This is a genomic window from Caenispirillum salinarum AK4 (assembly GCF_000315795.1).
In the GTDB taxonomy this organism is placed as follows: domain Bacteria; phylum Pseudomonadota; class Alphaproteobacteria; order Rhodospirillales; family Rhodospirillaceae; genus Caenispirillum; species Caenispirillum salinarum.
The window spans coordinates 130,823-153,836 of the sequence record NZ_ANHY01000008.1 but is presented as its reverse complement, the minus strand read 5'-3'; the positions used below and the strand labels follow the sequence as shown (position 1 = coordinate 153,836).

Here is a 23,014-nt window from a genome sequence, read left to right as displayed (position 1 = left end):
GCCATGACGGGGGTTTCCTTCCCCCGCCGATGCGATACAGTCGGAAAAACGTTGTATTCCCGCGCCCCAAGCGGCGCGGCATCGTCATTCCATTGGGTCATTCAGTCACAAGGATCGTCTCACCATGAAGATTTCCTTCGCCAAGCCCGCCGTTCCAGACTCCGGCGCGCTCGCCGTCCTGGTGGCGCAGGAGGCCGAGCCGACGGCCCTGCTGAAGGAGCTGGACGACAAGACCGGCGGCGCGCTCTCCCGCGCTCGCAAGGGCAGCCGGTTCGAGGGCAAGGCCGGCCAGACCCTGGCGCTGGTCGCGCCGGGCGGGACGGACCTCGACCGCCTGGTGCTGGTGGGCGTCGGTCCGGCGAAGGACCTGGACGTCAAGGCCCTGCAGGACGCCGGCGGCAACGCCTATGCCGCCCTCGCCGACGACAAGCAGGCCTGCATCGCCGTCGATGCCATCGAGGCCGGCGACGCCGCCGCGCAGGTGGCCTTCGGCGCCATGCTGCGCAGCTACCGCTTCGACAAGTACCGCACGACGGAAAAGAAGGACGACAAGCCGCGCCTGTCCAAGCTGACGGTAGCCACCGACGGCTCGGGTGCCGCCAAGAAGGCTTGGCCCGAGCTGGAGGCCGTCGCCCAGGGCGTGTTCCTGACCCGCGACCTGGTCAGCGAGCCGGCCAACATCCTCTACCCGGAAAGCTTCGCCAAGGAGGCCGAAAAGCTGGCGGACCTGGGGCTGAAGGTGACCGTGCTGGGCGAGAAGGAAATGAAGAAGCTGGGCATGGGCTCGCTTCTGTCCGTCGGCCAGGGCTCGGCCCGCGAGAGCAAGATGGTCGTCATGGAGTGGAACGGCGCCGAGGGCAAGAAGGACGCGCCCGTGGCCTTCGTCGGCAAGGGAGTCTGCTTCGACTCCGGCGGCATCTCGCTCAAGCCCGCCGCGGGCATGGAGGACATGAAGTGGGACATGGGCGGCGCCGGCGTCGTCACCGGCCTGATGAAGGCGCTGGCCGGCCGCAAGGCGAAGGTCAACGCCGTCGGCCTCATCGGCCTGGTGGAGAACATGCCGTCGGGCACCGCCACGCGCCCCGGTGACGTCGTCACATCCGCCGACGGCCAGACCATCGAGGTCATCAACACCGACGCCGAGGGCCGCCTCGTGCTGGCCGACGTGCTGTGGTACGCCCAGAAGGAGCACAAACCCAAGGCCATCATTGATCTGGCGACGCTGACCGGCGCCATCATCATCGGCCTGGGCACCGACCACGCCGGCCTGTTCTCCAACGACGATACGCTGGCCGACAAGGTGTTCGCCGCCGGCCAGGCGAGCGGCGAGAAGGTCTGGCGCATGCCCATGGGCGACGCCTACGACAAGCAGCTGAAATCCGAGATCGCGGACATGAAGAACACCGGCGGCCGCGAGGCAGGCTCCATCACGGCCGCCCAGTTCCTCAAGCGCTTCGTCAAGAACGGCACCCCCTGGGCGCACATCGACATTGCCGGCATGACCTGGTCGAAGAAGGACGCGCCCACCGTGCCCAAGGGCGGCACGGCCTTCGGCGTGCGCCTGCTGGACCGCATGGTGCGCGACAGCTTCGAGGGCTGAGGCGACTTAGGAATGCGCGACGACGATTGACATCGTCGTCACCGCGGCGTGCGCGCTTCCGCGCACGCCTTCGGCTCCAAGCGCCACGCAGGCTCACGCGCCACAAGGCGCGGCGGCCAGTGTCCGCTTCGCGTTCGTCAGGACTCCGGCCTTGCCGGGCGACACGTTTCTGTTCTTCGCGTCGTCCGGCGTTAAGCCAAGTGGAAATGCCCGGGTCCGTCCCGGGCATTTCCACGCCTTGATGCAGCCTGCATGTTCATGGGGCCCGCCATGCTCGACGTCACCTTCACCTCCCGCCCCTCCGCCGCGGAAGCCGCACTCGTCGTCGGCGTGTGGGAGGGCGGCAACCAGACCGCAACCGCCCGCGGACTGGACGGCGATCGGCTGATCTCCCGCGCGCTGACGGCCTCGCCCCGGTTCTCGGGCAAAGAAGGCCAGTGCGTCACCGTCCAGGCCCCGGCGGGCATGACCGCGAACCGCCTGCTGCTTTTGGGCCTTGGCCCCTTTGGCGACATGGACGCCCACCGCGCCCGGCGGCTGGGAGCAGTGGTGGCTGCCGAGCTTCTGACGTCGGGCGAGGATACCGTGGCGGTGGCGTTGGAACTGGAGCCCGACACGGCGGCGGCCTTCGGCCAGGGACTGGCCTTGCGGGCGCACCGGCCCACGCCCTGGCGCACGCGGACGGCCGACGAGGACCGCGTCACCCTTGCCCACGCCGCCATCCGGGTTGCCGCCACCGGCGCGGCGGAGGAGCTTTGGGTGCGCGCAAAGGCGGAGGTTGAAGGCGTGCTGCTCGCCCGCGACCTGGGCGAGGCGCCGGGCAATATTCTGACGCCTTCGGCGTTCGTGGAACGGGCGCGGGCGCTGGAGGCGCTGGGCGTGACCGTGGAGGTGGTCCAGGGCGTCGAGGCCCTGCGGGACGCCGGCTGCGGCCTGCTGGCCGCCGTCGGACAGGGGGCGGCCCAGCCGCCGGCGCTGCTGATCCTGCGCTGGCGCGGCACCGGCGGGGGGCAGCGCCCGGTCGGCCTTGTCGGCAAGGGCATCACCTTCGACGCCGGGGGCCTGAGCCTGAAGCCCGGCGCCGGCATGGAGCATATGAAGGGCGACATGGGCGGGGCCGCCGCCGTGCTGGGAGCGGTTCACGCACTGGCCTCCATGCAGGCTGCATGTCCAGTAACGGCGGTACTCGCCATTGCCGAGAACGTGCCCGGCGCCGCCGCGACCCGGCCCGGCGACGTGGTCACCGCGCGCAACGGCCTGACGGTCGAGGTCATCGACACCGACGCCGAGGGCCGCCTCGCGCTCGCCGATGCCCTGGCGACGCTCGCCGCCGAACCCGCGGACCGGCGCCCCGGCGTGGTGGTGGATATCGCCACCCTCACGGGCACCGTCGTCACCGCGCTCGGCCGCCATTACGCCGGGCTCTACACGCCCGACGACGGCCTGGCCCGGGCGCTGGAATCGGCGGGCGGGTCGGTGGGGGAGCCGGTGTGGCGCCTGCCGCTCACCCACGCCCGCGACGAGGACCTGGACAGCCCCATCGCCGACATCCGCCAGTGCGCCCCCGTCATGCGCTGGCTGCCCGACGCCCTGCACGCCGCCCGATTTCTACGCCGCTTTCCCGCGCCGGGCCAGCGCTGGGCGCACGTTGACATGGCGGGCGTCGGGCGGTCGGACGACGACCGGCCGCTGGGACCGGCGGGCGCCACCGGCTGGGGGGTACGGCTTCTGACGGCGTTGGTGCTCGACCGCCACGCAGACGCGCCCCAATGACACACCGAGTCACGGCTTTGCCACGGACCGACCGGCCGCCCGGCCGCGTTTACGGGTCACGATGACAGCGCAACCAAGGAGGGACATCATGACCCTGCGCAAGAGCCGTTTTTCCGCCAAGACCGCCCTGACCGCGCTGGTCCTGGGCCTCACCGCCCCTGTTCTGGCCGCCTGCGAGGACGAAGGCCCGGCCGAGCAACTGGGCGAGAACATCGACGAGTCCGTGGAGGAAAGCGGCGAGGCCATGGAGGACGCCGCCGAGAACATGGGCGAGCAGATGGAAGAGACCGGCGACACCATGCAGGAGCAGGCACAGTAACCGCCGTCCGACCGCTTCCCCTGATTGCAGAGGGCCGGCTTTCCCGAAAGCCGGCCCTTCTTCTGTGGCCGGAATGGACCACCGCGTTACCGCAGAATGGAGCAGGACAGCCTTACTGACCTATGCTAGGCTGCCGTCCAATGCTTACAAAATCAGTTGGAGGGATGACGGTGCGGCTCCGCGATTCCTATGCGCCCGGCGCCCTGTGGCGCGGGGCGCGCGACAACCTGGGCATCGGCGTCGCCGTCAGCGGCTATGGCGCCGTCTTCGGGGTGCTGACGGCCGGCAAGGGCATCGCGCTGGCCGACATGGTGGCCATGAACCTGTTCATCTTTGCCGGGGCCGCTCAATTCCTGATCGTGGAGATGTGGACACCCACGGCCGTGGTGGCGGAAATCATCCTGGCCGCGCTGATCATCAACCTGCGCTACCTGCTGGTGGGTGCCAGCCTGCGGCCCGTCTTCACCGGCCGCCCCCTCCACCACAAGGCGCTGGGAATGCATCTGGTGGCCGACGAGAACTGGGCGGTGACCATGAACGGCGTTGCCCGGGCGGGCGGAGTGAACGGCGGCGCCATGCCGGGGCCGGCCCATCTTCTGGGCGGCGGTCTGTGCCTTGCGGCCTTCTGGCACGCCGCCAGCGCCGCCGGGCATGTGGCGGGCAACTTCCTGCCGGCCCCGCACGTGCTGGGCCTGGATTTCGCCTTCACCGCGGTGTTCCTGGCACTGGCGCTGGGTCTGTGGAAGGGCCGCGGCGACCTGCTGCCGTGGATCGTCACCGGCGCCACCGCCTGGATCGCCGCCGAAATGCTGCCGGGCAAGTGGTACGTGTTGATCGCCGCTGCCGCCGGCTTTGCCGCCACCGTCATCCAGCACGCCCTTTCGGGCGGCGCCGAAAACGGCGCGAACGGCGAGGAGGCCTTGTCCGATGCCTGAGGCGTGGTCATTAACGCTCGACCCGCTGACGCTGGTCATCATCGGCGTCGCCATCGGCACCTATGCCCTGCGCCTTGGCGGGCTGCTGCTGGCGGAGCGCCTGCCACGGCGCGGCCCGATCGCCGCGGGCCTGGAGCGGCTGCCGGGCATCGTCCTGCTGGCCCTGGTCGTGCCGGCGGTCGCCGACCTGGGGCTGCCCGGCCTGGCGGCGGCGGCCCTCACCGCCGTCACGGCGCTGGCGACCCGCAACCCGCTGATCGCCATGGTGGCCGGTGCCGGCGCCATCGCCGGGCTGCGGGCGCTCGGCTGGGCCTGACACCGCCGTATTCGGACAACCTTGACCCTGCCTTGACGCCTTTATTCAGCCGCCATGGGCAGGGGCGCGGCGCCCGAGACGGCGCTGCTGCGCGCCGCCGTGGCGGCACGGGCCTCGCGCAGGGCCTCGCCCGGCGAGCGGCCTTCGGTCATGGCGCGGGCCATCAGGCGGAATTCGACCACGGCGGCCAGCGTTCCCTCGAAGGACACGGTCTTCAGCCGCTCCACTTCCGCCCGGAACGCGGCGGCGGACTCGCGCGAGGCGCGGGCGGTGGTCAGCAGGTCACGAACGGGCGCGGTCTTGGTCTGGGTCATCATGGTGTCTCCTTATCCCTCGAGACGAGACTGCCATGACGGCCGACACAGCGCCGCTGTGAGGAGGTGTTTAACGTTTAGTAAAAAGGATGTTTCAGAGATACCATGGTCTAATTAAGGGTATATGACGGCTATCCGCCCGGCCCCTGCGCCAAGCCCGATCACCCTCGGGCCTGCACCCGGTCGGCGGGCAGGACCACGGTGACGGTGGTCCCCTCGCCGGTCACGCCCTTGATGCCAAGGCACCCTCCGTGCAGTTCCACGAGGTCCTTTGCGAGCGTCAGGCCGAGGCCGATGCCTTCGTAGCGACGCGACAAAGCCGCGTCGAGCTGGGTGAAGGGCTGCAAGGCCTGGCCCACCTGCTCGTCGGACATGCCGATGCCGGTATCGCGCACGGTCATTTCCAGGCATCCGTCGCCGGTCAGGCGCATGGCAAGGGTGACCGTGCCGCCCTCGGGCGTGAACTTGACGCCGTTGGACAGCAGGCTCGTCAGCACCTTCTTCAGGCGGCCGCCGTCGGCGTGCAGCAGCGGCATCCCCTCGGGCACGTCCACATGCAGGGCGACGCCGGCATCTTCGGCGCGCTGGCTCATCAGGTGGACCGCCGCGTCGGCAAGGCGCGACAACTCCACCTCTTCCTCGTGCAGTTCCAGCTTGCCGATTTCCAGCCGCGAGGCATCGAGCACATCGTTGACCATGGTCAGCAGATGCTCGCCCGAGGCCCGGATGTCGCGGGCATAATCCAGGTAGGTCTCGCTGCCCAGCGGCCCCAGCGCCTGCATCTGCATGATTTCGGAGAATCCGATGATGGCGTTCAGCGGCGTGCGCAGCTCGTGGCTCATGGCGGCCAGGAACTCGGTCTTCGACCGGCTGGCGATCTCGGCGGCCTCCTTGGCGGCACGCAGGGCAGCCGCCGCCTCGGCCTCGGCCGTGACCTCCGAGCCGGTGCCACGGAACCCGATGAAATTGCCGTTCACGTCATGGGCCGGCACCGCCGTAATGCGGATGTAATGAACCCGGCCATCAATGGGGACGGTCCGGTAGGTGAAGTCGCGCACCGGCCGGCGGGTTTCCAGGGCATCCCAGTAGGACCGCAGCGCCTCGGGGTTCCAGGTGGTGTCGACGATGTCATCGCGCCGCTTGCCGATCAGGTCGGAGGCGCGCAGCGCCGTCGCCTCGGCGATGCGGTCGGAGACGTAGGTGAACCGTCCCTGCTTGTCCATTTCCCAGAACCAGTCGGCCGAGGACCGCGCGAAATCGGCGAACCGCCGCTCGACCTCCTTCTGCCGGGAGATGTCGGTCAGGACGGTGACGATGCCCTCGGGCCCCGCCGAGTCCCCGCCGTAGGTGGACTTGGTGACGATCATGTCGCGCGCCGAGCCGTCGGGCATGGTCACCCGGGCCTCGTAAGTCAGGCTGCCGCCGGCCTGGAGCAGGTCGCGGTTGATCTCCTGCATGTTCACGCCGTGCTCGCGCATGGCGACATGGAACAGCGACTTGCCGATGATCTCCGTCTGCGGGCGCGCCACGGCCAGCGCGAAGGCATCGTTGCAGAAGACGTAGCGGCCCGCCGAGTCGTGGGCGTAGATCGGTGTCTGCGCCGTGTCACCCAGGGCCTGCACGAACCGGGCGTTGCGGCGGAGCGCGCCCTCGGCCTCGCGCTGGGCCGTCAGGTCCCGACCTTCGGCGATGAGGTGTATGATCTGCCCCGCCGGCCCGAACACGGGGGTGATGCTGACATCCACCACATGCGCGGTGCCCGCGGTGTCTTCGTGGGTCGCCTCGAAACGGTCGGCGCGCCCGGCCGCGGCGGTCTTCAAGGCCTCCTTCAGACGGTTCTGCGCCGCGGGATCGTGCGTCCACCACGGCGTCTGCCAGAACGGGCGGCCGATCAGGTCCCCTTCCTCGTGGTCGATGAACCGCAATGCCGTGCGGTTGACCTTCAGAAGCGTCCCGTCGCGCGCCAGCAGGCCGATGAACTGCACCGAGTTGTCGAACATGGCCTGGAACCGGGCCTGGCTCTCCAGCAACTCGGCCTCGCGCCGCTTGAGCGCCGTGATGTCGGTGCGCACGATCAGGATGTAATCGTCGACCGTCCGGGTTTCCTTGATGAGAAACCACCGCCCGTCCGACAGCTCCATCTCGAACGGGTCCTCACGGGCGCCCAGGGTGCCGAGGCGCGGGGTCAGCCAGTCGTCGTCGCCGTGCACCCCGTCGAACCACCGGACCATGCCGTTGGCCTTCAGCACCTTGAGGAAATCCAGGAACGATTCGCCGGGCTGAAGATAAGTCTCGAGGCCGGGGAAGCCGTCGATGTAGCGGCTGTTGACCAGCACCACCCGCATGTCGGGGTCCAGCAGGATGACGCCGTCGGCCACCGTCTCCACCGCACCCAGCAGATGGACCTCGGCGCGGGCGGCCCGGTCTTCCACCGCCCGCAGCAGGCTGACGTCCAGCCACGCCCCGATGGTGCGCACCACGCGGCCCTCGGCATCGGTTTCCTGCTTGACGCTGCAGGCGATCTCGCGCACCGCCCCGTCGGGGCGGATGATGCGCATGGCGCAACCGCCCCGGTCGACGCAGAAGTCCAGCCGGGCCCGGTCCTCGGGATGCACCACCCGCTGCAGGACCTCGCGCGAGGGCGGCGTGTCCTCGGGCAGGCCGAGCAGGGCATAGAAGCCCGGCGACCACTCCTCGCGCCCCTGGGCGTCACGTTCCCAACTGCCGAGGGAGGCGATCCGCTCGGCCTCGGCCAGGCGCGAGGCGCTCCAGGCCTGGCGCTGCTGCGCGGCGCGCAGGTCGGTGACGTCGGCGTGGGTGCCGACCAGCCGCCTCGCCTTCCCGTCCGCGCCGCGACTGATGTGAATGCGACTGCGGATGCGCCGCCACGTCCCGTCGCGGTGACGCATGCGGAACTCCACCTCGTATCCGCCGTCGCCGGGCGCCTCGCCGTCCTCGGGCGGCTCCATGGCGTCGCGCGTGCGGGCCTCCACCGCCGGGCGGTCGTCGGGATGCGCCAGGGCGCGCCACGTCGCCCAGGAATTTTCGATCTCGTCCTCGGCGTAGCCCAGGATTTCCTTCCAGCGCGGCGAGAAGTAGAGCGAGCCGGCCTCGACGTCCCAGTCCCAGATGCCTTCGCGGCTGGCCTTCATGGCCAGCGCCAGGCGATCCTCGCGCGCCTCCAGGTCCTGCTGCCGGCGCCGGAAGGCGGTGATGTCGGTGTAGCTGACCGTGTGGCCGCCGCCGTCGATCCGGCTGACCTCCAGCAGCATCCAGCGCCCATCGGTCAGCGGCAGCTCTTCGGCCGCCGGCGCCCGGTCGACCAGGCTGATACGCTGGGCCGCGACCTGGTCGGGCAGGCCATGGAACAGCCCGCTGCGGGCGGCCTGCGCCGCGAGGTCGGCGAAGCGCGTGCCCGGCCGCATGGCGGCCGCAAGCTGCGGAAACATGGCTTTCAGCCGCGGTGTCGCGTGAACCAGCCGGTCATCGGACCCGTAGACCGCAATGCCGGCACCAAGGGAATCCAGGGCCGGAGCCGGCACATGCGTCAACGCCGGCGCCGCGTCCCCCGAGGCGTCGACCGCGTGGTGTTTCGTCTGTGCCTCGTCCGAGGGTGCCCGCGTGTCCACCGTCGACCGTCGCTCTCCTGTTCCCCCAACGTATATCCGCTTGGGATGCCCCCGCATCCGGCGCATATCCGTCCCTACCGGTTGACACTTGTGCGCCGGCCGGGCCGTATCAAAAGTAGTATGCACAACATGCGGCGGCCCCGCCACCGGTTCAATGGTCTACGGTATCGATATCGTTTCCATGACAATAGGCGTCGCGCCCCCGGCTGCCCTCTTGCGCGCCGGTGACGTATGGGTCACCCTGCGCGGCACGCGCGCGGCGGTGAAGGCGTCGCCGCAGCCTGAGATCGACTGGGAAGGAACTGGAAATGGCTGAATACACTGCGCCTTTGAAGGACATGAGCTTCGCGCTGAAGCTGGCCGGCATGGATGATGTCGCCGCCCTTCCCGGCTATGAAGAGGCCTCCGAGGACCTGGTGCATGCGGTCCTGGAGGAAGCCGGCAAGTTCGCCCACGGCGTTCTTTCGCCCCTGAACTGGGAAGGCGACCAGCACGGCGCCGTCCTGGAAAACGGCGTCGTGCGCACGGCGCCGGGCTGGAAGGACGCCTACAAGCAGTTCGCCGAGGGCGGCTGGAACGGCGTGCCCTTCGACCCCGAATACGCCGGCCAGGGCCTGCCGTGGACGCTCGCGACCGCCTGCAACGAGATGTGGCAGTCCGCCAACATGAGCTTCGGCCTGTGCCCCATGCTCAACCAGGGCGCCTGCGAGGTGATCAGCCACTACGGCACGGAGGAGCAGAAGCGCACCTACCTGGAAAAGATGGTCTCCGGCGAATGGACCGGCACCATGAACCTGACCGAGCCCGCCGCCGGCTCGGACCTGTCGCAGGTGCGCACCAAGGCGCTACGCAACGACGACGGCACCTACAAGATCATCGGCCAGAAGATCTACATTACCTACGGCGACCACGACATGACGGACAACATCGTCCATCTGGTGCTCGCCCGCACGCCCGACGCGCCCGAGGGCGTGAAGGGCATCAGCCTGTTCATCGTGCCCAAGTACACCGTCACCGCCGACGGTTCGGTGGGTGAGCGCAACGACGTGCGCTGCGTGTCGCTGGAGCACAAGCTGGGCATCCACGCGAGCCCGACGGCCGTCATGGCCTATGGCGACGACGGCGGGGCCACCGGCTATCTGGTCGGCGAGGAGAACCGCGGGCTGGAATACATGTTCATGATGATGAACAACGCCCGCCTGAACGTCGGCCTGCAGGGTGTGTCCATCGCCGAACGCGCCTACCAGAAGGCGCTGGGTTACGCGCAGGAGCGCGTGCAGAGCAAGCCGGTCGGCTTCAAGGGCGACAAGGTCCCCACCATCATCGCCCACGCCGACGTGCGCCGCATGCTGCTGACCATGAAGGCGTACACCGAAGCGACCCGCGCGCTGGCCTACTATGCCATGGCGCAGTTCGACGTGGCCGAGCGCCATGCCGAGCCCGAGGTCCGCAAGGCCGCCGCCGAGCGCGTCGCCCTGTTGACCCCGGTGGTCAAGGCCTGGTCCACCGACATCGGCGTCGAGGTCGCGAGCCTGGGCGTGCAGGTGCACGGCGGCCTGGGCTTCGTGGAGGAAACGGGTGCCGCCCAGTACTACCGCGACGCCCGCATCGCGCCCATCTACGAAGGCACCAACGGCATCCAGGCCAACGACCTGGTGTTCCGCAAGGTCGCCCGCGACAAGGGCGCGGCGGCGGCCTCCTGCATCGCCGAGATGCGCGAGACCGTGAAGACCGCCGAAGGCGACCTGGCCTACATGGGCGAGGCCCTGGCCGAGGGCATCGACAGCCTGCAGAAGGCCACCGACGCGCTGGTCGGCGCCGACCCGGTCACCGTGGCCGCCGCCGCCTATCCGTACCTGCGCCTGTTCGGCACCGTCGCCGGTGCCTGGATGATGGTGAAGGCCGCCGTCGCGTCCGCCAAGGCCAAGGCGGCCGGCGAGGGTGACCCGACCTTCCACTCGGCCAAGCTGGCGACGGCGCGGTTCTACATCACCAACCTGCTGCCCCAGCACTCGGGCCACCTGGCCGCCGTCACCGCCGGTGCCGGCCCGGTGATGGACGTGACGGAAGACGAGTTCGCCGTCGATCTCTAAGCTCCGCCAGGCCACCGAGGGACGGTTGAGGGGACCCATGCGGGTCCCCTCGCTTTTTTTGAACGGTTCGTGGTGGCGCGGCGTCATGGGCGCATGGACACCCTTCCCGCCCTCCTCGCCCTTCTGCCCCTGCTCGCCGCCCACGCTTTCGCCGGCCGGCTGAAGGCGCTGGACGTACGCCCGCGCAGCCGCTGGCTTTCGGCGGCGGGCGGCGTCTCCGTCGCCTACGTCTTCGTCCACATCCTGCCTGAACTGGCGGCGGTGGAGGCGCATCTGGCCGACGCGACCCCCGACCACCTGCCGGTGGGCGAGCTGGCGGTCTACACCGTCGCCCTGGCGGGGTTGACGGGATTTTACGGGCTGGAGCGCCTCATCATCGCCCACCGACCCGGCCCGCGCGACGCCGACCGGCCGGAGGCCCCGCCGCCCGGCATCTTCGCCCTTCACCTGGGCAGTTTCGCGCTCTACAACGTTCTGATCGGTTACCTGCTGCTCCACCGCGAACAGCCCGGCCTGTGGAGCCTGGCGCTCTATGCGGCCGCCATGACGCTGCACCTGGTGGTGGTCGACCGGGGCCTAGCAACCCACCACGGCCGCGCCTACCGCAGAACGGGGCGGTGGGTGCTGGTGACGGCCCTGGCGGCGGGGTTCGGCGTCGGGCTGGCGGTCGACGTGTCGGAGGCCGTGCTGGCGGCGTTCTTCGCGCTGCTGGCCGGCGCCACCATCCTGAACGTGATGAAGGAGGAACTGCCCGACGAACAGGCCAGCCGGTTCGGGCCGTTCCTGATCGGCGCGGCCGGCTTCGCGGCGCTGCTGATGGCGGCGGCATAAGCCGCGAGCGCGCCGCGCTCAGGCCGCGGCGCGCTCGCGGTCGGGCAGGATCACGTGGAAGGTGGAGCCTTCGCCGCTGTCGTTGGGCTCCATCCAGATGCGGCCGCCGTGGTGCTCCACCACCTTGCGGCAGACCGCCAAGCCGATGCCGTTGCCGTCGTAGCGGCTGCGGGCGTGCAGGCGCTGGAAGATCTTGAAGATACGCTCCGCCTGCTCCGCCGGAATGCCGATGCCGTTGTCGCGCACCGTCAGATGCCAGCCCTCCGCCCCGTGCGTCACGTCCACGACGATTTCCGGCACCCGGTCGGGATGGCGGTACTTGATGGCGTTTCCCAGCAGGTTCTGGAACAGGCGCTCCAGGTCCGTGCGGTCGCCCAGGATCACCGGCGTTTTCTCGGGCAGGGTCACCGTTGCACCGGATTCGCGAATGGCCGGTGCCAGGTTGCGCCGCACCGCCTCCAGCGGCGCCCCCAGGTCGAGCGGCACCAGCGGCCGGTCGCCGCGGCCGACACGGGAGTATTCCAGCAGGTCCAGGATCAGCCGGTCCATCCGCAGCGCGCCCTCGCTGGCGTAGGTCATGAACTCGCGCGCCTCGTCCGACAGCTCGTGGCTGTGGCGCCGGCGCAGCAGGCCCAGGTAGCTGTTGACCATGCGCAGGGGCTCGCGCAGGTCGTGGCTGGCGACATAGGCGAAGTTCGCCAATTCGGCGTTGGACTTCTCCAGTTCGCGGACCAGGGCCTGCAGATGGCTTTCATAGCTGCGCTGGTCGGTGACATCGTGGGCGATGCCCTCCACGCCGGTGACGTGCCCCGCCTCGTCCACCGTCGCCGTCTCCACCACCGCAAGGGTGCGGCGGCTGCCGTCGGCGCGGATGTAGGCGGCCTCGTAGGCGCGGGTGAAGGGCCTGCCGGACAGAAGCTCCTCCTGACGCTCCTGCCACCGGGGAAGCTCGTCGGGCGGCATGAAGGCGGTGTAGTCGCGCGCCATTTCCTCTGCCGGATGGCCGAAGACGTCGGGCGCCGAGGGGCTGAGGTAGGTGAAGCGGCCCCGCAGATCGTGGGCGAAGACGGCGTGGTTCTTCAGGTTCTCCACCAGCCCGCGGTACTTGCGCTCGCTCTCGCGCACGGCCTGCTCGGCCTGGCGACGGGCAGCGATGTCCACCAGCCCGACCAGCACCACGGCCTCGCCCTTCACCGTTGCCGGCGCCGCCGACAGAAGCGCCCAGCCCGCCCAGCCCGAGGCCGCGACCACCCGCACCTCCCGATCGACCAGCGGAGGGGCGCCCTCGCTGGCGGGATCGGCCGGCGCCATGGTGCGCAGGGCCTCGCGGTCGGCGGGGTCGGGCAGAACGTCGGCGATGGTGGGGGACGTGCCGGCGTCCGTGTCCTCGCCGTCCGCCGGCAGGCCCAGCCAGGCCTCGGCCCGGCGGTTGCGCGTCAGGATGGCGCCGTCGGACGCGCGCAGCATCAGCAGCGGGAACGGCGCCATCACCGCCACGGTGCGGAACAGCTGCTCGTTTTCCGTCAGTTCCGACTCGCGGGCGGCGATGACATCAAGGAAGAAGCGCAGGTTGCGGCCCATGTCGGCGATTTCGTCGTGGCCGTCGGTGGGGATGGCCGCGTGGCGTCCGCCGATGTGCGCGGCCATGGCCGTCTGGAGCCCGCGCAGGCGCAGGATGACGCTCTCGCGCAGGTACAGGAAGGTCAGGATCATGATCAGCGCCGTCGTCGCCAGCACCGCGGCATAGGTCACTTCGGCGGCGCTCAGGCGTTCGGCCGCCGCGCTGGTGGCGCCGCGGGCGGCCGACTGGCCGGCGTGGAACAGGTCGGTCGAGGCCGCGCCCAAAAGGTCGGCCAGGGCGCGGTTGCGGCTCAGGGTGCCGTTGATGGCGTCGCGCGTCTGCAGAAGCTGACGGCGCAGGGCGATGATGCCCTCGCCCTCGTCCGCCCAGCCCGCCAGCCGGGCGCGCATGGCGGCGGCTTCGGCCCGCTCGCTGGGGTGAAGCAGGCTGATGGCGTCGTCGAGCTGGCGCAGGCTGCCGATCAGCAGCCGTTCCTCGCGGTCGATGTCCGACTGACGCTCAGCCGAGGCCGAGGCCTGCAGGCTGTGCAGGGCGATGAGCGCCTCGCGGTGCCAGCGGTATCCGGCGGCGTCCGGTGGCGGCGCCGGTTGACCGTGGGCCGCGCCGCCGCCCTCCAGGACGTCGGTCAGCTTGGCATCGAGTTCCGTCTCCAGGCTGTTGCGCCGCGCCACCAGCGTGTTGAGCCTGTGCAGGGTGTCGACGAAACCCGTCTTGACCTCGCGGATGGTCGCCACGTCGCCCGTGTCGGCGCTGCCCCTTTCCAGGCCGGAAATCAGGCGTTCCAGCGTGTCGACCAGATCGAGGATGCGCATCATCTCGGTTTCCCGGTCGCCCTCGCCCTCGGCCAGGATCAGCGCGGCAGCCTGGGCGGACAGAAGCGCGGCCTGACGGTCCAGCTTGGCGGCGGCCAGGATCGTCGGCAGCCGCTGCTCCGCCAGCGTGCTGACGTCGTCATGCAGCGTCCGAAACGTATGGAGTGCGAATCCGCCCAGCCCCGCCGCCAGCGCCACGATCAGCAGCAGCGCGGCGAGGACCCGAAAGGCGACGCCGATCCGCCGTCGGCCCATATCTTACCGCCCCCTGTTTCCATGGCGTACTGAGCCGGCCGGCGCCGGTCCGGGCCCGATCCCGCATCGTACCTTAGCGCAGGACGCCATCATTATGTATCATACCGGCAACAAGGCAAATGGCGCATCCGTTTCGCCTTTCGAGGAAGGAGACCGCCTGATGGATAACAGCACGTCACCCCACACCCGCTGGCGCCGCTTCACCTTGTGGCTGGCCGGTGCCGTCGCGGTGGCGGGCATCGTCCTGGCGGTCATGGCGCTGACCCCGGACAAGGCGGACGCCGCGGGCACCGCACCGACGGCTGCTGCGCCGGCGCCTGTACAGGTGGCGGTGACGGCGGCGTCCGCGCGCGACGGCGGCACCGTGGACGCCATCCGCCGTCGCGGCACCCTGCGGTGTGGCGTCGGTGCCGTGTCGGAATACGCCTGGCGCGACGACACGGGCCGCATGCGCGGTTTCCGGGCCGACTTCTGCCGGGCGCTGGCAGCCGTCGTCCTGGATTCGCCCGACGCGGTGGAGTTCGTGTCGCTCATCGCCTCCACCCGCTTTAAAAAGCTTCAGGACGGCAGCGTCGACGTTCTGGTGGCCGGGGTGACCTGGACCATGACGCGGGAAGCCGACGTCGGGCTGGCCTTCACCACGCCCATTCTCTACGACGGTCAGGGCTTCATTGCGCGGCGCGGCTCGGGAATGGAACGGCTGGACGACGTGACGACGCCGGCGCGCGTCTGCGTCATCGCTGACACCACCACCGAGCGGAACCTGAAGGCCTACATCCGCGAGACCGGGCTGCCGCTGACCGTGGAAAGCCGCCACACCCAGGACGGCACCTGGAGCGCCTTCCTGTCGCGGTCCTGCGACCTCATCACCGGCGACAGGCTGTCGCTGATGCTGGCGCGTGCCGTGCGCACGCCGGATGCCGACGACTACCTGATCCTGCCCGACATGATCTCGCGCGAGCCGTTGACGCCCGCGGTGCGCGGGGACGACCCGCGCTGGGAATCCATCGTGCGGTTCACCATCCATGCCCTGCTGCTGGCCGAGCACGTCGGCGTCGACCAGGCCCGCGCCGCCGCCGACGATGCGCAGGCCGAAACGCCCGAGGCGCGGCGGCTGCTGGGCCTGGATCGCGGTGCGGGCGCCGCCGTCGGGCTGGACGATGCCTGGGCCCGGCGCGCCATCGCCACCGCCGGCCACTATGGGGAGCTGTTCGAGCGCACCCTTGGAAACGGCAGCCGCTTCGGCCTGCCGCGCGGCCTCAACGCCCTGTGGACCGACGGCGGCCTGCACTATCCCCTGCCCCTATGGTAGCAGCCGCGCCGGAAGAGGCGTGAACCCCTTGTGCGGCGGAGCGTTCTAAGCGGCGGATGACGCCGGTTCGCACCGGTGCCGCCCGGACCACCGCCAGCACAAGAGGCCATCCATGATTCCCGGAACCGCCGCACGGCTCCCCGACCACACCGCCGACAACGTCAACGCCCGCATCCGGGCCGCCTCCGACGCGCGGGTGCTGGACGCCGCCCGGCGCCTGGAAGAGATGAACGGCCGGCTGGACGACATCGACCGGCGCTTGGCGGACCTGGAACAGGAATGGGACATCGAGCGCACGCTGGAAACCAACGCCGCGGCGCTCGCCCTGACGGGAACCGTGCTGGGCGCCTTCGTCGATCGCCGCTTCCTGGCCCTGCCGGCGCTGGTGACGGGCTTCCTGCTGCAGCACGCCATCCAGGGCTGGTGCCCGCCGCTGCCGATCTTCCGCCGCCGCGGCGTGCGCACCCAGCGCGAGATCACCGAGGAACGGATGGCGCTCAAGGCCCTGCGCGGCGACTTCGACAACCTGCCGGGCGATCCTGCAACGGGGGGTGAAGCGCGCGGCCGGGCGGCCATTGTCGCCGCGCGCCAGCGATGACCGGCGCGCCGCTTGATCCACTCCTGCCGGGTCTTCCAAATCCGGGCCTTACCCGTCCGCTGCGCGACGCGCCGGGTATGGCGACGCCTCCGGCCGCGCACGAAAAAGGCCGCACCCTTGCGGGTGCGGCCTGCCTCCGTCGGAAAGGCGCGGATCAGTGGACGCTGACCGGCTCCAGGTCGTTCTGGCGGATCGCCGCCCAAGCCAGGTCCAGGCTCTGCGCCGCACCCAGCTGGGTGCCGTCGCCGGCGTGGATGGACCAGTATTCCTGGCCATCGGAGTCCGTGACGAACTTGGCGTAGGCCACGTCCTCGGCACCCAGCGCCGCCAATTCGGAGGGGCTGATGGCGGGGGTCTGGCCGAACTCGTCGTGGCTCTGCTGCATCTTCTCGGTCATGGTGTCCCTCGTTCCTTGGTCGCCGAGGCCTCTTGGGCCGGCGGGCCTTCCAGGCGACCCGTTCATTCTATCTCTTATGAAGTGAACGAAAGGTTTCCGGACTCCGTTCGCCGGGCCGATCCTTCCGTGGGCGCGACGGCTATTCCCGGCAAGGCGGAAAGCTGCGTCGCGGCGCCGCCGCGCGGGCGGCGCATGGGGCGTCAGGCGTCGTCGTCGTCGGGCGCGCGCAGGCGCGGATCGACGTCTATGGTGCGGGTGGAACCCTCGCCCTTGAGACTGTCTCCCTTGGTCTGGATCTTGATCTGGCACACCTTCGGCTCGGGCATGGGGCGCTCCAGGTCGATGTTGAGCAGGCCGTTGTCCAGCCAGGCGCCCTTGACCTCGATCCCTTCCGCCAGCACGAAGCTGCGCTGCCACTGGCGCGTGGCGATTCCGCGATGCAGATAGACGCGGTCGCTGTCGTCGCGCGACTGACGGCCCCGGATCACCAACTGGTTGTCCTCGGTGGTGACGCTCAGGTCCTCTTCGGCGAAGCCGGCAACGGCCAGCGTGATGCGCAACCCGTTCTCGCCGATCTGCTCGATGTTGTAGGGCGGATAGCCTTCCGCCGAGCTTTTGGCGACCCGGTCGAGCACACGCTCGAACTGGTCGAACCCCAGCAGCAGCGGGCTGTTGAATACGGAAAGGCGGGTCACGGTCGCGTTCTCCTCGATCCTGAGCGAGTACCGGCGAAGGGCCCTGTCGGCGCCCGAAGCCGGGTGGTCCGCGCGGCGATCCGACCATTGCGGCATCGCGGCAAGACCATATTTCGTGAGAAGCCGTCCCCGCGTCAAGCGCCGGACTTGCCCGGCGGCTGAGGCCCTGCCACCTTTGCGCCGATGAGCGACCGGATGCCAGACACCATGCCCGAACCCGACGCCCCGCGCCCGGCCGAGCCCGCCCGCGACCCCGACCTGTGCGGCGACGGCGCCCGCACGCCGTTCGCCAAAGCCGTCGGGGAACTGGTCTTTCCGGGCATGACCGACAGCCGGCGCGAGTTGTACCTGCGCATCGCCGCCACCTACGACTGGACGTTCGGCCTGCACGGCCGCACGGCCCGCGCCGCCCTGTGGCACAGCCGGCGGGGCCAGCACCTGCGGTTCGTCCAGCTGGCGCGCCTGTTCGAGCCCGACGTGGTACGGCGCGGCCGCCTGTGGCGCCGGCCGCGCGGGGCGGTCACCATCAACGACCTGGGATGCGGTTACGGCCCCCTGTTCGAGTGGCTGGACCGCCGCCGCTGGCTCGCGCCGGAGGCGCGCTACATCGGCTACGACCTGTCGGAGCGCATGATCGAGTCGGCGCGGCGAACCGTCAGCGACCCGCGCGCGGCCTTCTACATGGCCGGAGAAGCGACCGAGGAGGCGGACTACTCCTTCGCCTCGGGCACCTTCGGCATGAAGCTGGACGTGCCGGACCCGGACTGGGAACTGCACTGCGGCGATGTGCTGAAGGGGCTGTGGGCGCAATCGCGACGGGGGCTGGCGTTCAACATGCTGAACATCCACGGCCGCCACACCCGCCCCGACGACGGCGGCCTGTACTACGCCGACCCCGACCACTGGGCCGCCTTCGCCGAACGCAAGCTGGGTGCGGCACGGGTGAGCCTTCTGGCCCGCTACAGCAGCCACGACTTCACCGTGCTGGCGTGGCGGCGTTAGGCGCCAGAAGACGTCGGAGCCTCGAACAATGGCTTGTAGCGCATGTCCTCTTCCAGGATGTGGCTCATCATCCAGGTTTTCAGGAAATCCTCGATCTCGACGGTCAGGACCGGGTTGGGCTCCGCCAGGTGGCGGGCGCGGAAGTCCTGGACGCGGGCGCGCAACGCGGCGTGCTCCTCGCGCTGCTTGTCCAGGGCGGGATAGGCCATCTCCTCCAGCAGGCGTTCCTCGCGCTGGAAGTGATAGTCCGTGTACATCAGCAGCTCGCCGAAGATGCCGTGCAGGACATCCAGGTCCTCGCCGTTTTCCCAGGATTCATGCAGCGTGTTGATCAGCTCGACCAGGTTTTCGTGGTCGGCGTCCAGGTCCGGCTGGCCGACGCTGTAGCCGGCCTTTCACTCGATCAGGGGCATGACGTCTTCCCCTCCCTCTTCGTCGCGTGCGGTCTTATTTGGCGAGAATGCTGGCGACCTCGCGCAGCTGGGTGCGGGCGCGCAGCAGGTAGAAGCCCTGGGCCGTCAGGTGGCTGGGCACGATGAGCCCGTCGTTGGCCCCGTTGGCGACCACCAGCGGGTCCATCACCGCCGCCGACCGCATGCTGGCGAGCATCTGGTCCCAGGCCTGGCCGACGTTCTTCTCGGCGATGACGTCGGAAAAATCGCGGCCGACGGCGTCCAGCAGCATGGTGTAGCCGTACAGCCGGCCCTTCACGGAATAGAAGATGTCGTCGGCCAGGGCGTCGAAATAGCCGGCGTCGCTTTCCGTGGCACGGGCATCCAGGGCCGCGGACGACGAACCCAGGTCGGCCGCGACGCGGTCGAGGAAGGCGATCAGGTTGTCGGCGCGCTTGTCGTAGACCGCCTCGCCGGCCGCGAGTCGCTGGTTGTAGCTCATCAGGGCCCTCTGGCCGGCGGCGTACTGCTTGGTCGCGCTGGCCGTGGGCAGCAGGCTGGTCGAGGGCTCCCACACCCAGATGGTGCCGTCGTATTTGAGCAGGCCCGACGCCCGGTCCAGGTCGGCGTCGGCCTGGCTGGAGCCGCGCGTGCGGCCCAGGCTGTCGGTCATCTCGATGGCGAACCGGGAAATGGCGTACATCAGGCCGATCTGATAGTTCGGCATGTTGTCCAGCGCCGAGCCGGGGAACAGCCAGGGCTTGTTGGCGACCCACGTCGTCTCGTCGATCTCGCGGTGGATCAGCGCCGCGGCCATGCTGACGGCCTGGCTGCCGCCGTCCACCTGGAAGGCTTCCGCCGGCGTGTAGGCGACGTCGTCGTTGATCTCGTTGGTCAGGACCATGCCGATCGGGTAATACAGCGCCACCAGCAGCACCACGATGAGGATGCCGGTCATCACCCGGCCGCGCGGCATGCGGTCGAGGGGCAGACGGTCCAGGGGCAGGCGGTCGATGGCGGATCGCAACACGGCGTAAGGGCTCCTGACGAACGACAGAGGTAGGGCGCGGCCCAAGAGGACCACGGGACGCACGCCGGTGCAATCCTGGCAATCGTTCAAGGCGAATTGAAGGCGCGGGAGCGCGTCATGCGCCGATGACCGCCGATGCTCCGGTGCGGGCTATTCCGCCGCGCCCGCCGCCGGCGCGGGCATTGCGACGGTATGGGGGCAGCCTTTGCCGTCACACACGCGCATGTCGCACAGACGGCAGGCGCGGCGCGGCGTGTCGCTGGTTGCGGCGATACCGGCGAGCAGCTTCTCCAGCAGGCGGTCCAGCTCCTTGCGGTCCTTCTTGTCCAGCCCGTCGGTCAGGCCGCGCAGCACACCCAGGCGCCGCGCCTGGATCAGTTCCCCCAGCCGCCGGCCCTGGTCGGTGAGCGTGATGGGCACCATGCGGCCTTGCGCCGGGCGGCGTTCCGCCAGCTTGTCGGCGACCAGGCGGTCGATCATGCGCGTGCAGGCCGGCTGCGACAGGCCCACGACATCCGCGAGTTCCGTCGTGCCCAGCGTCTCGGTCTGGCGCAGGGTGAGAATGGCCGCAGCGGCGCTCGGCGACAGGTCCCCGAACCCCTCCGCCATGGCATCGGACAGGGCGGTGGCAAGCGCGCCCAGCTTGTTGGCCGTTGTCTTCTTGGTCATGCATACATCATGCATGATGTGTCACGACTCGGCAATTATCCTTATGTTTCCTCATCGTTGACCGATCGGGCGCAGCCCCACTCCACCAGCACGTCGTCGATGTCTCCGGCAACGAAGAAGCGCGCCGAGTCGACGTCGTAGCCGTCGGCCAGCAGGTCGTCGTAATCCGTGAACACGTGACGGACGTAGGAAACCAGGGAAAGCCATGCTGCCGACTCGGGGCGGGCCGTCTTGAGGCCCGGACTGTCGAGGGCGTGGTCGATCACCGCGCCGCGTTCGTGGCCGGGGATTCGCGGGGCAAGGCGCAGGAGAGCGGCCTCGATCCGTTCCCGCCGCCCGCTCATGGCCCGCCTCCCCCGGCCAGAAGCGCCCAGAGCAACGGCAGGAGGATCGCCGTGGCGAGTCCGTTCAGGCCCATGGCGAGGCCCGAGAAGGCGCCGGCCACTTCACCGGTCTGCAGCGCGCGCGCCGTGCCGATGCCGTGGCTGGCGGTGCCCATGGCGACACCCCCGGCGCGGTGGTCGCGAACGCCGACCAGCTTCAGAAGGCCCGGTCCGGCAATGGCGCCCAGGATGCCGCTGAGGATGACCATCACCGCCGTCAGCGACGGCAGACCGCCCAGGCGCTCTGCCACACCCATGGCGATGGGGGTGGTCACCGACTTGGGTGCCAGGGAAATGACGGTCTGCGGACTGGCGTCCAATACCCACGCCACCGCCACCGCCGAGCCCGCCGCGGTCACCGATCCGACCAGGATCGCGGCAGCCAGCGCGGGAAGGGAACGCCGCACGGAGGACAATTGGTTGTACAGAGGGATCGCAAGTGCTACTGTCGCCGGCCCGAGAAGGAAATGGACGAACTGCGCGCCGTCGAAATAGGCGGCGTAGTCCACGTCCGTGACGGTCAGCAGCCCGACGATGAGCAGCACCGCCGTCAGCACGGGATTGAGAATCGGTGGCCGGCCCGCGCGCTCGAACAGCGCGAGACCCATCCGGTAGGCCACCAGGGTCACGAACAGACCCGTCAGCGGCTCCGCCGCCAGGTAGACCCAGATCTGGTACAGGTCCTCGCCCATGGGTCAGTCCTCCGACGCCGGATCGGAGGAGCGGGCGGCGGACCGGCGCAGAAGCGCCTGCATGAGGACCCCCGTCACGACGATGGTCAGCAGCGTGGACACCACCACCCCGGCGGTGATGGGAATCCATTCGTCGGCCAGGCGCGGCAGGTGGACCATGACGCCGACTCCGGCCGGCACAAAAAGCAGGGATAGATGCTGGAGCAAACCGCCTGCCGTCCGTTTCACGGACTCAGGCAGGTGAGTCTTCAATACTAATCCCCTGAATACGAGTCCGAGGAAAAGCAAGGCCATGCCCACAACCGGACCAGGCACGGGAATGTCAGTCAATCGAACTAGTACTTCTCCGAGCAACTGACATCCCAAGAGAAGCGTTATGACGTCCAATGACATGAGGCGGTTCCTCCACTTTGGAAGCGCCATGATAACATCAACCGGGAAGGTCCTGAATCTTAATCATTTCCCGGCTTCGGTGGCGATAAATCGACGTGTTGCATTGCAAAATTGTTTGCTGCAGCGCACAATCGGTGGCGTCGACCGGGGATGACTTGAGGAACGGGCGGGCCCGTTCGCCGTGAAAGGGGCTCTTTCGGCCGGATGGTGTGAGGACCACCCGGCCACCGGCGAACCACCCGCCTCAGGCTGTGAGGATGCGCGTCATATGAAACGACTGTTGTTGATGCTCGTCGCGGTCATTGCGATCGCGCCGACGCGGGGAGAGGCGTTTCCCGCCGAGATCCCCCATGACATCGTCCTGCCCTCGGAAGGTCTGGTCGTCAGCCGTGAGGAACTGGTGTGCCTGGCGCTCAACGACTATTTCGAGGCCCGCGGCGAAAGCATGCGCGGCCGCGTGGCCGTGGCGCAGGTGGTGCTGAACCGGGCCCGCGACGGGCGGTTCCCCCGGGACCTGTGCAAGGTGGTGACCCAGAACCTGTCGGGCCAGAAGTTCGCCTGCCAGTTCTCCTGGACCTGCGACGGCCGCTCCGACGAGCCGCAGGACCTGGTGGCCTGGCGCCAGTCGCTGATCCTGGCCATCGCGGTGACGCGGGTGACCAACGGCATCAGCGACCCGACGGAAGGCGCGCTGTGGTACCACGCCGATTCGGTCTCTCCCGGCTGGGCGAGCCGGCTGGCGGAGGTGGTCGCCATCGGCGGGCACACCTTCTATGCCGACCCCGACGAGCGGCTTGACGCCGACATGGTCGCGGCCATGGACGACGGCACGGCGGCCTTCGGCCAGGTGGCCGCCGTGCCGGCCCCGCCGCCGCCCACCTTCGCGGAATGGGTTGAAACGGACGGCGCTCCGGAACAGATTGCCCAACGCTGATCGGGCACGGCGGCCCGTGCGTGGTTGGCGCGCGGGCCGCTTGCTCTATATTCCAGAC

General features: G+C 69.4%; 21 protein-coding genes and 1 pseudogene. 11 read left to right on the top strand and 11 right to left on the bottom strand.

Annotated elements, in window-relative coordinates; translation table 11 throughout:
- The first annotated feature begins 124 nt into the window (after positions 1-124).
- From C882_RS10360 to C882_RS10340, 5 genes are all read left to right on the top strand, one after another.
- Positions 125-1,600 (top strand): leucyl aminopeptidase, encoded by a 1,476-nt coding sequence (locus C882_RS10360; RefSeq protein ID WP_009540548.1) that lies wholly within the window; start codon positions 125-127, stop codon positions 1,598-1,600.
- A 252-nt stretch (positions 1,601-1,852) separates the two neighbouring features.
- On the top strand, positions 1,853-3,373 hold the full coding sequence (locus C882_RS10355; RefSeq protein ID WP_009540547.1) for a leucyl aminopeptidase family protein: 1,521 nt from the start codon (positions 1,853-1,855) through the stop codon (positions 3,371-3,373).
- Between the two features lie 88 nt (positions 3,374-3,461).
- Positions 3,462-3,692 carry a hypothetical protein gene (locus tag C882_RS10350; RefSeq protein ID WP_009540546.1) on the top strand — a complete coding sequence of 77 codons (231 nt, stop codon included), beginning with the start codon at positions 3,462-3,464 and terminating at the stop codon, positions 3,690-3,692.
- 164 nt (positions 3,693-3,856) lie between these two features.
- Positions 3,857-4,627 (top strand): AzlC family ABC transporter permease, encoded by a 771-nt coding sequence (locus C882_RS10345; RefSeq protein WP_052000121.1) that lies wholly within the window; start codon positions 3,857-3,859, stop codon positions 4,625-4,627.
- Positions 4,620-4,943 carry an AzlD domain-containing protein gene (locus C882_RS10340; protein WP_009540544.1) on the top strand — a complete coding sequence of 108 codons (324 nt, stop codon included), beginning with the start codon at positions 4,620-4,622 and terminating at the stop codon, positions 4,941-4,943. Before C882_RS10345 ends, C882_RS10340 begins: the two co-directional genes overlap by 8 nt.
- A gap of 41 nt (positions 4,944-4,984) precedes the next feature.
- On the opposite strand, the gene C882_RS10335 is transcribed toward C882_RS10340, so the two are convergent.
- The gene (locus C882_RS10335) at positions 4,985-5,260 is read right to left on the bottom strand and encodes a hypothetical protein (RefSeq protein WP_009540543.1); all 276 of its coding nucleotides are present in this window, start codon (positions 5,258-5,260) and stop codon (positions 4,985-4,987) included.
- A 158-nt stretch (positions 5,261-5,418) separates the two neighbouring features.
- Positions 5,419-8,886, bottom strand: coding sequence for a PAS domain S-box protein (locus tag C882_RS23175; protein WP_052000120.1), 3,468 nt, complete (start codon positions 8,884-8,886; stop codon positions 5,419-5,421).
- Positions 8,887-9,194: 308 nt separating this feature from the next.
- Between C882_RS23175 and C882_RS10325 the strand changes: the two genes are divergently transcribed.
- Together C882_RS10325 and C882_RS10320 are read left to right on the top strand one after the other, a co-directional pair.
- Positions 9,195-10,979, top strand: a complete 1,785-nt coding sequence (locus C882_RS10325) for an acyl-CoA dehydrogenase (RefSeq protein WP_009540540.1) — start codon at positions 9,195-9,197, stop codon at positions 10,977-10,979.
- 93 nt (positions 10,980-11,072) lie between these two features.
- The gene (locus C882_RS10320) at positions 11,073-11,810 is read left to right on the top strand and encodes a ZIP family transporter (RefSeq protein WP_052000119.1); all 738 of its coding nucleotides are present in this window, start codon (positions 11,073-11,075) and stop codon (positions 11,808-11,810) included.
- A gap of 18 nt (positions 11,811-11,828) precedes the next feature.
- Here the strand turns inward: C882_RS10320 and C882_RS23170 are convergent, their stop codons facing one another.
- Positions 11,829-14,459: an ATP-binding protein gene (locus C882_RS23170; RefSeq protein ID WP_009540538.1), complete on the bottom strand. Its 2,631-nt coding sequence runs from the start codon at positions 14,457-14,459 to the stop codon at positions 11,829-11,831.
- Between the two features lie 160 nt (positions 14,460-14,619).
- Between C882_RS23170 and C882_RS10310 the strand changes: the two genes are divergently transcribed.
- Entirely contained in the window at positions 14,620-15,771 is a 1,152-nt protein-coding gene (locus C882_RS10310; protein WP_152415276.1) for a transporter substrate-binding domain-containing protein, read from the top strand.
- 112 nt (positions 15,772-15,883) lie between these two features.
- Positions 15,884-16,369 carry a hypothetical protein gene (locus C882_RS10305; RefSeq protein WP_009540536.1) on the top strand — a complete coding sequence of 162 codons (486 nt, stop codon included), beginning with the start codon at positions 15,884-15,886 and terminating at the stop codon, positions 16,367-16,369.
- A 154-nt stretch (positions 16,370-16,523) separates the two neighbouring features.
- On the opposite strand, the gene C882_RS10300 is transcribed toward C882_RS10305, so the two are convergent.
- Both C882_RS10300 and C882_RS10295 read right to left on the bottom strand, forming a co-directional pair.
- Complete coding sequence (locus tag C882_RS10300) at positions 16,524-16,766, bottom strand: DUF1150 family protein (RefSeq protein ID WP_009540535.1); 243 nt, start codon at positions 16,764-16,766, stop codon at positions 16,524-16,526.
- 200 nt (positions 16,767-16,966) lie between these two features.
- Positions 16,967-17,461 (bottom strand): Hsp20 family protein, encoded by a 495-nt coding sequence (locus C882_RS10295; protein ID WP_009540534.1) that lies wholly within the window; start codon positions 17,459-17,461, stop codon positions 16,967-16,969.
- Positions 17,462-17,668: 207 nt separating this feature from the next.
- On the opposite strand from C882_RS10295, the gene C882_RS23165 reads away from it, so the two are divergent.
- Positions 17,669-18,463 (top strand): methyltransferase domain-containing protein, encoded by a 795-nt coding sequence (locus C882_RS23165; RefSeq protein ID WP_009540533.1) that lies wholly within the window; start codon positions 17,669-17,671, stop codon positions 18,461-18,463.
- Here the strand turns inward: C882_RS23165 and C882_RS23160 are convergent.
- The 6 genes and pseudogenes from C882_RS23160 to C882_RS10260 form a co-directional block, all read right to left on the bottom strand.
- Positions 18,460-18,840, bottom strand: a pseudogene (locus C882_RS23160) (bacteriohemerythrin); the annotation flags it as partial. The gene C882_RS23165 and the pseudogene C882_RS23160 overlap by 4 nt on opposite strands.
- A 70-nt stretch (positions 18,841-18,910) precedes the next feature.
- Positions 18,911-19,885 carry a DUF2333 family protein gene (locus C882_RS10280; protein ID WP_009540531.1) on the bottom strand — a complete coding sequence of 325 codons (975 nt, stop codon included), beginning with the start codon at positions 19,883-19,885 and terminating at the stop codon, positions 18,911-18,913.
- Positions 19,886-20,035: 150 nt separating this feature from the next.
- The gene (locus tag C882_RS23155) at positions 20,036-20,554 is read right to left on the bottom strand and encodes a MarR family winged helix-turn-helix transcriptional regulator (RefSeq protein ID WP_009540530.1); all 519 of its coding nucleotides are present in this window, start codon (positions 20,552-20,554) and stop codon (positions 20,036-20,038) included.
- Between the two features lie 41 nt (positions 20,555-20,595).
- A complete protein-coding gene (locus tag C882_RS10270) occupies positions 20,596-20,898 on the bottom strand; it encodes a DUF2293 domain-containing protein (RefSeq protein ID WP_009540529.1) in 303 nt (100 codons plus the stop codon).
- Positions 20,895-21,629, bottom strand: a complete 735-nt coding sequence (locus C882_RS10265) for an LrgB family protein (RefSeq protein ID WP_009540528.1) — start codon at positions 21,627-21,629, stop codon at positions 20,895-20,897. Before C882_RS10265 ends, C882_RS10270 begins: the two co-directional genes overlap by 4 nt.
- 3 nt (positions 21,630-21,632) lie before the next feature.
- Positions 21,633-22,022 (bottom strand): CidA/LrgA family protein, encoded by a 390-nt coding sequence (locus C882_RS10260; RefSeq protein ID WP_043644773.1) that lies wholly within the window; start codon positions 22,020-22,022, stop codon positions 21,633-21,635.
- Positions 22,023-22,290: 268 nt separating this feature from the next.
- On the opposite strand from C882_RS10260, the gene C882_RS10255 reads away from it, so the two are divergent.
- Positions 22,291-22,956, top strand: a complete 666-nt coding sequence (locus C882_RS10255; RefSeq protein ID WP_236262607.1) for a cell wall hydrolase — start codon at positions 22,291-22,293, stop codon at positions 22,954-22,956.
- Positions 22,957-23,014 lie beyond the last annotated feature (58 nt).